Origin of the sequence: Deinococcus proteolyticus MRP (assembly GCF_000190555.1) — a bacterium.
Taxonomy (GTDB): Bacteria; Deinococcota; Deinococci; order Deinococcales; family Deinococcaceae; genus Deinococcus; species Deinococcus proteolyticus.
In genome coordinates this window covers 349,913-361,666 of record NC_015161.1, presented here as the reverse complement: position 1 = coordinate 361,666, position 11,754 = coordinate 349,913, and the positions used below count along the sequence as shown (strand labels likewise).

Genomic DNA, 11,754 nt, shown 5'->3' with positions numbered 1-11,754 from the left:
CCTGCCACCAGCCACCTGCTCTACACTGAACCCCTCATGCCCGCCCCTTCTTCCCCCACACCGCAGCTGGACCGCCGCCCGAAATGGCGCAGGGAGCTGGGCAATGTCATTTTCGGCATGGGCAGTCCGCTGGCGCGGCTGTACGACAAGATAGTTATTTTCATGATTATCGCCTCGGTGTTGGCGGTGATGGCCGAGAGTGTCACCAGCCTTGGCCCCGAGTGGAAAATGCTGCTGCGCTGGGCCGAGTGGGGCTTTACGGTCATCTTCACGCTGGACTACATCGGACGCTTGGTGGGGGCGCGGCGGCCTCTGCACTATGCCCGCAGCTTTTACGGCGCCGTGGACCTGCTGACCATTTTGCCGTCGTACCTGAGCCTGTTTTTCCCCGGCAGCCAGTACCTGCTGGTCATCCGGGCGCTGCGGCTGCTGCGGGTGTTCCGGGTGTTCAAGCTGGCCCGCTACACCGACCAGGCCTCACTCCTAGGCGAGGCCCTGACAGCCAGCCGCGAGCGCATCACCGTCTTTTTTATCTCGGTGCTGACGCTGGTCATCGTGTTCGGCACGCTGCTCTACATGATTGAAGGGCCGCAGAACGGCTTTACCTCTATCCCCACCAGCATCTACTGGGCGGTGGTGACGGTGACCACGGTGGGCTACGGCGACATTTCCCCCAAGACGGGCCTGGGCAAGTTTCTGGCGACGTTGGCGATGCTGCTGGGTTACGCGATTATTGCCGTGCCCACGGGCATCGTGACGGTGGGCCTCACGGAAGCCAGCGCAGCCCGCAAAGGTCGCCACTGCCCGCAGTGTGGCCTGAGCAAGCACGAGGCCGACGCGCACTACTGCAAGCGCTGCGGCGAGAACCTGCCGAACAGTTAGCTGGGCAGGCAAGGCGAGACCCATGCTCCCCACCAGCCAGAGCAGCAGTGAAGTGCCCACATCATCACCTTAGGCCATCTGGCTGATGTCTGTGCCTACGCTACCCGGACTACGCTACCGGCGCAGAACCATCCACACCAAGGCCATCAGCAGCATCAGCAGCGGCAATGCGAAGAGCACAGCTGCCGCCCACGCTGACCAGGGGCGCGGCGCAGGCGTTCGCCGCAGGCCAACAACACCCAGTAGAGCAGCGCCGGGAAAAACCAAGTCACGAGGTGGGCTGGCACCAGATAACGGTCACTGATGAACCACAGCAGCGCAGCGCTCAGGAAGCCGAAAGCGGCGGCCCCCGCGAACCAGTTGGAGCCTGCATGTGGCCCGTGCAGTCGGCCTAGGGTGGTGGCCGCACCCATCCACACCAGCCAAAAGGCCAGCTCATTTACCGCGTCCATTCCAACCCCAGCCCGGGCCGCGTCAGTTCCTCGTAGATGTCGAGGGCGTAGCGGTCGGTCATGCCAGCGATAAAGTCGCACACGGTGCGCACCTCGCCGGCCACCTTCAACCGGGCCGCGTAGGCGGGCGGCAGCATCTGCGGGCGCGCCAGGTACGCCCCGAACAGCGTGGTGAGAATCTGCTCGGCCTGTGCCACCTGCATCTCTACCCGCCAGTGACGGTACAGCCGCCCATACAGAAACTGCCGCGTTTCGCCCAGCAGCGCCGCCACCTCGCGGCTGTGGCCCATCAGGTAAGCCTCCTGCGCCCGCACGTCGGCCACGCTGCTCACGCCGCTGCGGGCCACGGCCTCGGCACTCGCCCGCGTCAGGTCGCCAATCAGGAAGCCCAGCAACTCACGGTGCAGCGTGCGGCGTTCGCGCTTGCCCAGCGCTGCGCCGCCTAGCCCACTGCGGTCCACCATCTCGCGCCACAGCCGCAGCTCCTGCAGCTCGCCTTCTTGCAGCAGACCACTTCGCAGCCCGTCTTCCAGGTCGTGCGCGGTGTAGGCCAGTGCGTCGGCCAGGTCCACCAGTTGCGCTTCCAGGGTGGGCTGGCCGGCACCTGCCCGCTCGTGTTTGTTCAGGCCGTCCAGCACGGTGCGGGTGAGGTTCAGGCCCGGAAAGTCGGGGTAGCGGTCCTCCAGCTGCGTCACGATGCGGCGCGCCTGGTGATTGTGGTCGAAGCCGCTGGGCTCGCCGTGGGCACGCACCAGCTCGTCCAGCAGCCGCTCGCCCGCGTGGCCGTAGGGCGGGTGCCCGAGGTCGTGGGCCAGGGCCTGCGCTTCGGCCAGGGTTTCGTTCAGCCCCAGCCGCAGCGCCGCCGAGCGGGCCACCTGCTGCACTTCCAGCGTGTGGGTCAGCCGCGTGCGGTAGTGGTCGCCGCGCACGTTGAGAAACACCTGGGTCTTGTGTTCCAGCCGCCGGAACGCCCCGGTGTGCAGCACCCGGTCACGGTCCTTTTGAAACGCGGTGCGCGATTCGCTCTCGGGTTCCGCGTACTCACGCCCACCGGAGTCGCGGCTCAGCGCAGCGTAAGGGGCGAGCGTGGCCGCTTCACGGGCTTCAAGGTCAGCGCGGGTCAGCATGAGCTCAAGTATGGCAGAGGCCCCCCCGGCCCCCCCGCGGCCCAGCTGGCAAGCAGCGCGGGTGGCACAATAGGCCCATGAGCCACCCTGCCGAAACCATCTACGACGGACATATCCTCAAGCTGGAGCGCCTGGACGGCCGGTGGGAAGTGATTCGCCACGCGGACGCCGTCGCCCTGCTGGTGCTGAACGAACAGGGCGAAATGCTGTGCGTGCGCCAGCAGCGCCGCGCCGTGGACGCCGTCACGCTGGAAGTCCCGGCTGGCCTGATTGACCCCGGCGAAAGCCCGGAGCAGGCCGCCCGGCGCGAGCTGCAGGAAGAAGCCGGCTTCGATGCCGACGTGACACTGCTCAGCCGTTTTTACGCCAGCCCCGGCTTCAGCAATGAACTGCTGTACCTCTTCCGGGCCGAGAACCTGCGCGAGTCGCGCCTGCCGATGGACGACGACGAGGACATCGAGGTGGTGTGGCACCGGCCGGCCGAGGTGCTGGAAGGGTTGCGTGACGGCCACCTGACCGGCGCGGCCACCACGGTGACGGCGGCGCTGTTCGCCCTGCAGCTGCTGGCAGGCCCCGCATGAAAACCTACGTGGCCCCCGACCAGCGCCCCGACACCGACACCGTGGTCGCCATCGGTTCTTTTGACGGGGTGCACCTGGGGCATCAGGCACTGCTGGCCCAGCTGAAGGCCAAGGCGCGGGAATACCGCGTGCCCAGCGTGGTGTACACCTTCGACCCGCCCACCAAGGTGCTGACCAAGGGGGTGGAATACCTGTCCACCCTGCCCGAGAAGCTGGACCTGCTGACCGTCTACGGCATCGACGAGACGGTGGCGGTGCCGTTCACGCCCGAGTTCGCCGCCCGCGACAAGTCTGCCTTTTTGGACGACCTGCGGCTGCTGCGGCCCCGCGCCGTGGTGGTGGGCGAGGATTTCTATTTCGGCAAGGCGCGGGCCGGCGGGGTGGACGACCTGCGGGACGTGACCCGCGACGTGATGGTGGTCCCGATTCACGGGGTCAGCGGCGAGGACATCAAGAGCACCCGCGTGCGCGAATACCTGCGGGAAGGCGACGTGACGGGCGCGGCGCGGCTGCTGGGCCGGCCTTACGCGGCGCAGGGCGTGGTGGTGCAGGGAGACCAGCTGGGCCGGACCATCGGCTACCCCACGGCCAATATCCGCGTGCCGGAGGGCAAGGCCCTGCCGCGCGGCGTATTCGCAGTGCGCGTGGCGGATGACCGGGGCGGCAGCTGGGGCGGCATGGCCAACATCGGCGTGCGGCCCACCGTGGGCGGCGAGGAACGCCGCTTCGAGGTGAACCTGTTCGACTTTGCCGGCGACCTGTATGGTCAGGAATTGCAGGTGCAGTTCGTGGCCCGGCTGCGCGGTGAGCAGCGCTTCAGCGGCCTGGACGAACTGCAGGCCCAGCTGGCACGCGACGCCGAAGAAGCCCGCGCCGCCCTGGCATAAAGCAGGCCCGCACATCTGCTTGAAGGATAGAACCGTCTATCTATCCTAAAAGCGATGCCCCGCCGCGCCCTGACCAGCCGTTTCCCCGCCCTTGCTCCCCTGGTCGTGGAGGGCCGTATCGCCCTCAAGGCCCTGCAGACGCGCCGCCCGGAATACCGCCTGGTCCGCGCGCCCGCAGCTCTCTTTCCCTTCCGCATCCACAAGCATCACAGCGTGCTGCGCCGCCGCCTGGGAGACGCGGACCCTAGGCTGCAGGAGCTCAAGGTCCAGAATCTGCGCCGCGCTGCCGAGGAGCTGGACGGTCTGAGCATCGCCCCAGGGCAGGTGTTCAGTTACTGGAAGCAGGTGGGCCGGCCGAGTGCGGCGCGGGGCTTTGGCACCGGCATGCTGATCTCGGACGGCCGGCCTATAGAGGGCCAGGGCGGCGGCCTGTGCCAGATGGCGAATCTGCTGTACTGGATGGCCCTGCACTCGCCGCTGACCGTGACCGAACACCATCACCACAGCCTGGACCTGTTCCCCGATTCGGGGCGGGTGCTGCCGTTCGGGAGCGGGGCGAGCGTCTTTTACAACTACGTGGACCTGCAACTCAGAAACGACACCCACGATACTTTCCGGCTCAGCGTGTGGCTGGACGACACCTCGCTGCACGGCGAGCTGCGCGTCAGCCGCGAGCCGCTGTACACCTACCGGGTGGTGGAAGAAGACCACCGCTTCTACCGCAAAGGCGGCCAGGTGTACCGGACCAACCGGCTGTATCAGCTGCAGACTGACCGCCGCACGGGCAACCGGCTGAACAAACGCCTGATTACCTTCAACGATTCCCGCGTGCTGTACGAGGTAGATGAGGCGCGCTTAGAGGGTTGAGGGCGGCCAGTGCCGCCCAGCGCGGAGGCTTCGCCCCTCCTAAATCAGCGGGTACCGAAGGTCTGCCCCCAGTAGGCGCCGCCCGTATAGGCCGAATCGCTGTCCTGGAAAAAGCCCACGCCCAGCTCGCGGTACACCGGGTTCATCAGGTTGTGGCAGTGACCGGGGCTGGTCAGCCAGCCGTCTACCACAGCGGCCGGGTCGGGGTAGCCGGCGGCGATGTTCTCGCCGGTCGCCCGCCACTCGTAGCCGGCCAGCGTCACGCGGTCGGCGGGGCGCACACCTTCGGGGGTCACGTGCGCGAAGTAGTCGCGGGCCGCCATGTCCTGCGCGTGGTTGCGGGCGGCATGCGCCAACTGGTCGTTCCAGGTCAGTGCCGGCTGCGGCCCATAGGTCTTGGCCAACTGGGTTTCGGTGGCGCCGCAGGTGGCCCCACGGGCGCGGGCAGCGTTGGTCAGCCGCAGCACTTCCAGCTCCTCGGCGCTGGCGGCGCGGTCCGTGCCGGGATACCAGACATAACTGCCCAGCACGGCTTGCGGGGGCGCCGGGGTGGTATGGGCCGGGGCCGAAGGGGCCGGGGTGCCGCCACCACAGGCGGAGAGCAGGGCGGGCAAAAGCAGCGCAGGCAGTAGGGAGCGGCGGGCAGAGAAGACAGGCATGGGAGCAGCTTAGGGCCGCCGCTCTCACAGGTCTCCACCTGACCTGCATCTATTGATAGCGGCGTAAGTTGGCGTCCATAAGCTGACGGGGCAGGTGAATATAGCGGACCCGCTGCCAGGCGGTGACAAGCCTCTTTTTCAGCGCTCTGATGGAGTGGGCACAAAAGTTCCCCAACACATTGCGCTTGACGTAGGCCCACACCAACTCGATCGGGTTCAACTCTGGAGCATACGGAGGCAGAAAGATCAGAGAGAGGCGTTCGTGGGAACCCACGAACGCCTGGGTTACTTTCGCGTGATGAATTTTCGCATTGTCCAGCACCACGACGATGTTCCCCTGAACTTGGCGCAGGATGTGCCCAAAGAATCGGATGACCTCTCCACTGCGGATCGCTCCGGATGTTGTGTGCTGGAAGAATCGTCCATCTGAAGTGATCGCCCCAATCGTCGAAAGCTTCTCCCAGTTCGCTCTGAGCGTGACCAGGGGCGTCACGCCCCTGGGGGACCACGTTCGCCTTCGCACGCCTTTCAACGAGAATCCGACCTCATCCAGATAGATGATTGTGGCTCCCTCAGCGACCTTTTTTTTCCAACTCCGGGAGCACCTGTTCCCGCCAGAATGCGATCCGAAGTTCGTTCCGCTCAGCAGCCCGCCCATCTGGCATCTGTGGGCTGAACCCCAACTTTCGTAGGATTTTACGGACGTGATCATGGTGGTACCACACCTCGAAGTGCCGCCCGATCAGCTCTGCCACACGTTTTGTCGTCCAAGTTTCGTCAGGAAACCCATGCTGCAGAGCACCCTCCCGCAGGAGGGTGCGAAGCTGGTCGTGCTGAGACTCAGTCAGCCGAGCAGGACGACCAGAGCTGACCGTCGCTTGCAAGCTTCCCTTCTTTCTGAGCCGAGCACTCCAAGAAGTCACCGTGAGCACGGAGACGCCGAAGTGAGCAGCGATTTCGCGGTGTGTGTGGCTGCCTTGCTGCAGCCACTCGGTAGCAGCCAGACGCCGCTCCTCAAGTTGGGCACGAGAATATTGGTTCGGTTGCCATTCCACGGTCCCTAGAGTTTAGCAGCGCATACTTACGCCGCTATCAATAAATGACTGGCACCTATTGATTTGTGCTTATTGATTTGTGCTTAAGTTGGTAACATAAGGTGTGACGCTTTCTGCTTGGCGACCCGCTCGTCTCTCCCGCACTCAACAGGAAGAGCGCCGTCTAGCTGCTCAGCCCCTCCTGAATGATCCCGACTGGTCCACTCGAGATCTGGCCCGACATTTCGGTGTGGCTGAGGTGACTATTCGTGCCTGGCGTGCCCGTATACGCCACGGTGGTGAGGAAGCGCTCCGCGCTTCCCGTGCCACTGGCCGCCCGGAGTTCCTCACCCCTGACCAGCAGAAGGAAATTCAGGACATTCTTGAGAGCGATCCCCGACTGCATGGCTTCGAGACCAGTGGCTGGACTGTCCCCAAGGTCCGTCAAGTGATCGGTCTGAAGTATGGGGTCTGGATCGACCGTGCCCATCTTTCCAGGAAGCTCAGACGTTGGGGATTCTCGTATCAGCGGCCCGCGTTGCGGGCCGTAGAGCGTAACGAAGAGGATATTGCAGCTTGGGTCCGTCTCCAGAAGGAGGCGTTGGAAAAAAAAGAGGGCTGAGGGGGCGACGATCATTTTTCTGGACGAGAGTGGGTTCAGTCTGAAGACGACAAGGGTTCGCGCGTGGGGACGACGAGGCGAGACACCGATTATCCCGACAAAACTGCGTTGGGCACATCTTTCTGTGATTGGAGCCATCACCACAGGCGGACAGTTTTTGCAGCACACCTGTCAGGGTGCAGTACGGTCCCCACAAGTCGTGAAGTTCCTGGATCATGTCCTGCGTCATGTCGCCGGAGAGGTGGTAGTCATCCTTGACCGGGCCATGATTCACCGGTCGAAAGCAGTGCAGGCGTTCGTGCAGCTGCACGAACGCCTAACCCTGATCTATCTCCCACCCTATGCGCCAGAATTGAATCCCATCGAACTGATCTGGGCAGATCTCAAACGGAATGTCGTAGGTAACTTCTGTGCGCTAACGACAGAAATGCTGACGAAGCGGTTGAAAGTGGGATGGCAGCGCATCCGGCGCAAATCTTTGCCACTAGCCTTTATCCGAGGCACACCCTTTACTGCTTCGCTAGCAACTTAAGCACGGATCAGTAAATGACCGGCATCTAAATAACCGGCACCTAAAGTTCAGCCGGTCCACTACCCTGGGTGCATGCCGACCGACCCCGCACCGCTAGAGCTGGGCTATTCCTTTTGCCCCAACGACACTTTTATCTTCTATGCCCTGCAGGCGGGGCGAATTGCCACGCCGGCGCCCATCCGTGAGGTGCTGTCCGATGTGCAGACCCTGAACGACTGGGCCGCCGCCGGCCGGCTGCCGCTCACCAAAATCAGCTACCGAGCCTATTTCGGCGTGATGGACCGCTACGTGGCCCTGCGCTCAGGCGGGGCGCTGGGGCGCGGCGTGGGGCCGCTGGTGGTGGCCCGCGCACCCATAGACGACCTGAACGGGCGGCGGGTGGCCTCACCGGGCCGCCTCACCACTGCCGAGCTGCTGCTGCGCCTGGCCTGGCCGGACGCCATTCCGGTCCAGATGCGCTTTGATGAAGTGATGCCCGCAGTAGAGCGCGGCGAGTACGGCGGCGAGCCGCTGGACGCCGGGCTGATTATTCACGAGTCGCGCTTTACCTACCCGCAGCACGGGCTGGTCCGGGTGCGCGACATGGGCGAGTGGTGGGAGGGCGAAACCGGGCTACCACTGCCGCTGGGAGCGATTCTGGTGCGCCGCGACCTGCCTCTAGAACTGCAGCAGGCCGCGCAGCAGGCCGTGCGCGAGTCCATCGCCTACGCCTGGGCACACCCGCAGGAGGCCAAAGGCTACATCCGCCAGCACGCGCTGGAAATGGACGACGCGGTGATGCAGGCGCACATAGACCTGTACGTGAACGAATACAGCGAGGACGTAGGAGACACCGGCGAGCGTGCCGTGCGCGAACTGCACCGCCGGGCGGTGGCAGTGGGCGCGCTCTCCCCCAGCGACCTGCCGCTGTTCGTCCCGCAGTAGGTGGCCCAGATAGCTTTAGCTCTCTCTAGCCGCCCTCTCACAAAGTGGTTTTCCTGCCCTGACCGGTTGCCGGCGCAGGGAATACTGGGCGCAGGAGGAGTTCCCATGAAAAAGACATTGACCCTGGGCGCCCTGCTGGCCCTGGCCGGCACCGCCCTTTCCGGTACGGCCCTGGCCCAGCAAAGCGCGCCGCAGCCCCGCCCCCTGCCGGCCCCCGAGCCGGCCGCCACGGTGACCGCCACCCGCTTCGAGCCGGTGGCGCTGGGCTTTGGCCGCGACCACCTCAGCCGCCTGAAGGTGCCGGCCGGCTTCGAGGTCAAGGTGATGGCCACCGGCCTGGGCAACGCCCGCATGATGCATGTGATGCCTGACGGCGGCATCTACCTGACCCGCCGCCAGCAGGGTGACATCTGGTACCTCAAGGACCGCGACGGCGACGGCCAGTTTAGCCGACTGGAGCGCCGGCAGGTCGCCAAGAACCTGAAGCTGGTTCACGGCCTGGACGTCAAGGACGGCAAGCTGTACGCGGTTGGTGAAAAGACCGTCTGGGTCATGGATATCCTGGCCGGCGGCAGCCTCAGCACGCCGCGTGTGTTTGCCGACGGCTTCCCCGACGCCGGGCAGCACCCCGCCCGCGGCCTGCGCTGGGGCCCCGACGGCTACCTGTACGTGTCGTTCGGCTCTACCAACAACGACGCGCCCACCCAGAACCCCGAGGAAGCCACCATTCTGCGGGTGCGCCCCGACGGCCAGTGGCGTGAGGTGTACGCCAGCGGCCTGCGCCACACCATCGGGTTCGACTTCCAGCCGGGCACCGGGCAGCTGTACGGCTTCGACCAGGGCGCCGACTGGCACGGCGACAACATCCCGCCCGAGGAACTCAACCGGATCGAGCGCGGCCAGAACTACGGCTGGCCCTTTTGCTACGGCGACCGCAATCCCGACCCCTACACCAACTCCAGTCAGATTCCGGGCCTGATTACCAAGCAGGAGTACTGCGCGCAGACGGCCAGCAGCGTGCTGAACTACAGCGCCCACGCGGCGGCCATCGGCATGGAGTTCTACCGGGGCGGGCAGTTCCCGGCCGAATACCGGGGCGACGCCTTCGCTGCCATGCGCGGCTCGTGGAACCGTTCGGAGCCGAGCGGCTACGAAATCGTGCGGGTGGTGTTCGACGGGCAGAACCGACCTGCCAGCATCGAGCCCTTTGTGACCGGCTTCGTGTTTGAAGAGGGCGGCACCTGGAAGCAGTTCGGCCGCGTGGCCGGTATTGCCACCTATACCGACGGCAGCCTGCTGTTCACCGACGACCAGAGCGGCGTGATTTACCGCGTGCGCTACACGGGAGGAAAGTAAATGCGCAACTATACGCTGGCCCTGTGGCCCCTGCTCAGCCTGGGCCTGACCGCCGCAGGCATGGCCCAAGCTCAGACTGTACCTGCTCCCACTGCGCCCGCGACTTCCGGCACCGTAGGCCCGCTGAACGCCCGCGCCGTGCTGGTGGATGCCCAGGGCCGCCCCCAGGGCGAAGCTACCTTCGTGCAGCGCGCAGGCGATGTGCGGGTCAACGTGCAGGTCCGTGGCCTGACGCCCGGCAATCACGGCATGCACATTCACGAGTTCAGCGCCTGCACGCCCGGTGTGGACGCAGCCACGAACGCGGCCGTGCCGTTCGGCGGGGCCGGCCCCCACTTCGACCCGGCCATGAGCCACAACCACGACAAGCCCACCGCCCCCAATGAACTGGGCCACGGCGGCGACCTACCGATGCTGCAGGTGGGCGAGAACGGCAGCGGCCAGGCCAGCTTCGTGACCGACAAGGTCAGCCTGATGGGTGAAAACGGCGTGCTGAACCGTACCCTGGTGGTTCACGCGAACGCCGACGACTACGCTTCGGACCCCGCCGGCAAGTCGGGTGGGCGGCTGCTGTGCGGCGCCGTGCAGCGCCAGGGCCTCAGCGTGCGCGACTATACGCTGCCCGGCTGGCAGACCTTCCCCGAAGGCGTCACCTACGACGCGGAGCGGGGCCTGCTGTTTACCGGCAGCGCCGAAACCGGCGACATCTATGCCGTCAACGCCGAGAGCGGCCAGACCAGCCTGTACAGCCGGGGCGGCGCCCTGGGCCGGCGGGCCGCGCTGGGCCTGAAGGTAGACGGCCAGGGCCGGCTGTGGATTGCCGGCGGCGCCGAGGGCACCGTCAGCGTGCTGGACCGCTACGGCGTGACCCTCAAGGTGCTGGAGACGCCCAAGAGCCCGGCGGCCTTTATCAACGACCTGACGCTGGCACCAGACGGCAGCGTGTACGTGACCGACAGCCGCCGCCCGGTCATCTACCGCGTTTCGCCGGACCTGCGGCTGAGCGCGTGGCTGCACCTGGCAGACACCCCCATCCGCTACGGCGAGGGCGACAACCTCAACGGCATCGTGGCGACCCCCGACGGCCGCGCCCTGTTGGTGGCCCAGAGCAACACCGGCGACCTGTGGCGCATCGACCTGCGAACCAAGGCGGTCCGCAAAGTGATGACCGGCCTGAAGAACGCCGACGGCCTGGTGCTGCGCGGTCAGGACCTGTACGTGGCCCGCAACCGTGACCAACTTGTCAGCCGGGTGCGCCTGAGCAGCGACTGGACCAGCGGGCAGCTGGCCGCTGAGGAACCGCTGGCCGGCCTGCGCTTTCCCGCCACCCTGACGCTGGTGGGGAGTGACCTGGTGGTCACCCAGGCGCAGCTGGACCGGCGCGAGGGCGGTACGCCCGAAACCCCGTTCCGCCTGACCCGCTTCGGCGCATTCTGATCAAGGCCCCCTCCGCCCGCTGACCCCAGGCCCGGCCACCCTGCTGCACGGCAGCGAGGCAGGCCGGGTCAGCGGCACGGGCACCACATGAGAACAGGGCCCTTCTCTGCCCAGCTGCAGCTGTCCTGCCTTCTGCGGCTGGGCAGCGCTTTTCATGTGCGACAGATGGCCGGAGCGTGTCCACCTGCAGCTGAGTGTTTGCCACGAACTTGCTGAGTGAGCGGTCAATCTTTTGCCGCTAGACGGTGCTGGGGAGCGGCGCCCATACTGGCGGCATCCCAGTTTCAGGTTGCCGCTTCCTGGCCCACGTCGGCCCGGTCCGGCAAATGTTTCGCTCTTCGGCCCCTTTCGTGCAGGCTGCCGGCGGCGTGTTTCACCGGCACAGTCCGCTGTT

General features: G+C 65.8%; 12 protein-coding genes. 8 read left to right on the top strand and 4 right to left on the bottom strand.

What is annotated here, in order from left to right; genetic code table 11:
* Positions 1–36 precede the first annotated feature (36 nt).
* Positions 37–882: an ion transporter gene (locus DEIPR_RS01785; RefSeq protein ID WP_013614117.1), complete on the top strand. Its 846-nt coding sequence runs from the start codon at positions 37–39 to the stop codon at positions 880–882.
* 155 nt (positions 883–1,037) lie between these two features.
* Here the strand turns inward: DEIPR_RS01785 and DEIPR_RS01780 are convergent, their stop codons facing one another.
* Positions 1,038–1,334, bottom strand: coding sequence for a hypothetical protein (locus DEIPR_RS01780; protein ID WP_013614116.1), 297 nt, complete (start codon positions 1,332–1,334; stop codon positions 1,038–1,040).
* Positions 1,322–2,461 (bottom strand): dGTP triphosphohydrolase, encoded by a 1,140-nt coding sequence (gene dgt, locus DEIPR_RS01775; RefSeq protein WP_013614115.1) that lies wholly within the window; start codon positions 2,459–2,461, stop codon positions 1,322–1,324. Before dgt ends, DEIPR_RS01780 begins: the two co-directional genes overlap by 13 nt.
* Before the next feature lie 77 nt (positions 2,462–2,538).
* Between dgt and DEIPR_RS01770 the strand changes: the two genes are divergently transcribed.
* The 3 genes from DEIPR_RS01770 to DEIPR_RS01760 are packed head-to-tail and all read left to right on the top strand — an operon-like array spanning position 2,539 to position 4,796.
* Complete coding sequence (locus tag DEIPR_RS01770; protein WP_013614114.1) at positions 2,539–3,042, top strand: NUDIX hydrolase; 504 nt, start codon at positions 2,539–2,541, stop codon at positions 3,040–3,042.
* Positions 3,039–3,929, top strand: a complete 891-nt coding sequence (gene ribF, locus DEIPR_RS01765; protein ID WP_013614113.1) for a riboflavin biosynthesis protein RibF — start codon at positions 3,039–3,041, stop codon at positions 3,927–3,929. Before DEIPR_RS01770 ends, ribF begins: the two co-directional genes overlap by 4 nt.
* Before the next feature lie 54 nt (positions 3,930–3,983).
* Positions 3,984–4,796 (top strand): VanW family protein, encoded by an 813-nt coding sequence (locus DEIPR_RS01760; protein ID WP_013614112.1) that lies wholly within the window; start codon positions 3,984–3,986, stop codon positions 4,794–4,796.
* A 44-nt stretch (positions 4,797–4,840) separates the two neighbouring features.
* On the opposite strand, the gene DEIPR_RS01755 is transcribed toward DEIPR_RS01760, so the two are convergent.
* A complete protein-coding gene (locus DEIPR_RS01755) occupies positions 4,841–5,455 on the bottom strand; it encodes a CAP domain-containing protein (protein WP_013614111.1) in 615 nt (204 codons plus the stop codon).
* Positions 5,456–5,504: 49 nt separating this feature from the next.
* Positions 5,505–6,510, bottom strand: a protein-coding gene (locus DEIPR_RS14405) for an IS630 family transposase (protein WP_218921236.1) whose coding sequence is annotated in 2 segments (ribosomal slippage) — positions 5,505–6,041 and positions 6,043–6,510 — 1,005 coding nt in all. Because the reading frame shifts where the segments join, the coding sequence is not laid out codon by codon here.
* Positions 6,511–6,613: 103 nt separating this feature from the next.
* Here DEIPR_RS14405 and DEIPR_RS01740 point away from each other — a divergent pair.
* From DEIPR_RS01740 to DEIPR_RS01725, 4 genes are all read left to right on the top strand, one after another.
* Positions 6,614–7,643 (top strand): IS630 family transposase gene (locus DEIPR_RS01740; RefSeq protein ID WP_245532709.1). Its coding sequence is split into 2 segments (ribosomal slippage): positions 6,614–7,105 and positions 7,107–7,643, totalling 1,029 coding nucleotides; the frame shifts between segments, so codons are not numbered across the junction.
* Positions 7,644–7,715: 72 nt separating this feature from the next.
* Positions 7,716–8,567, top strand: a complete 852-nt coding sequence (locus DEIPR_RS01735; RefSeq protein ID WP_013614110.1) for a menaquinone biosynthesis family protein — start codon at positions 7,716–7,718, stop codon at positions 8,565–8,567.
* Positions 8,568–8,672: 105 nt separating this feature from the next.
* Positions 8,673–9,923, top strand: a complete 1,251-nt coding sequence (locus DEIPR_RS01730) for a PQQ-dependent sugar dehydrogenase (RefSeq protein ID WP_013614109.1) — start codon at positions 8,673–8,675, stop codon at positions 9,921–9,923.
* The gene (locus DEIPR_RS01725) at positions 9,924–11,360 is read left to right on the top strand and encodes a superoxide dismutase family protein (RefSeq protein ID WP_013614108.1); all 1,437 of its coding nucleotides are present in this window, start codon (positions 9,924–9,926) and stop codon (positions 11,358–11,360) included. It abuts the gene before it with no gap.
* The last annotated feature ends 394 nt before the right edge of the window (positions 11,361–11,754 follow it).

What these genes read in the sequence shown, in the direction of transcription:
- dgt (WP_013614115.1), bottom strand. Translation starts at nt 2,461, where the DNA reads ATGCTGACCCGCGCTGACCTTGAAGCCCGTGAAGCGGCCACGCTCGCC.
- DEIPR_RS01730 (WP_013614109.1), top strand. Translation starts at nt 8,673, where the DNA reads ATGAAAAAGACATTGACCCTGGGCGCCCTGCTGGCCCTGGCCGGCACC.
- DEIPR_RS01735 (WP_013614110.1), top strand. Translation starts at nt 7,716, where the DNA reads ATGCCGACCGACCCCGCACCGCTAGAGCTGGGCTATTCCTTTTGCCCC.
- DEIPR_RS01770 (WP_013614114.1), top strand. Translation starts at nt 2,539, where the DNA reads ATGAGCCACCCTGCCGAAACCATCTACGACGGACATATCCTCAAGCTG.
- ribF (WP_013614113.1), top strand. Translation starts at nt 3,039, where the DNA reads ATGAAAACCTACGTGGCCCCCGACCAGCGCCCCGACACCGACACCGTG.
- DEIPR_RS01755 (WP_013614111.1), bottom strand. Translation starts at nt 5,455, where the DNA reads ATGCCTGTCTTCTCTGCCCGCCGCTCCCTACTGCCTGCGCTGCTTTTG.
- DEIPR_RS01725 (WP_013614108.1), top strand. Translation starts at nt 9,924, where the DNA reads ATGCGCAACTATACGCTGGCCCTGTGGCCCCTGCTCAGCCTGGGCCTG.
- DEIPR_RS01760 (WP_013614112.1), top strand. Translation starts at nt 3,984, where the DNA reads ATGCCCCGCCGCGCCCTGACCAGCCGTTTCCCCGCCCTTGCTCCCCTG.
- DEIPR_RS01780 (WP_013614116.1), bottom strand. Translation starts at nt 1,334, where the DNA reads ATGGACGCGGTAAATGAGCTGGCCTTTTGGCTGGTGTGGATGGGTGCG.
- DEIPR_RS01785 (WP_013614117.1), top strand. Translation starts at nt 37, where the DNA reads ATGCCCGCCCCTTCTTCCCCCACACCGCAGCTGGACCGCCGCCCGAAA.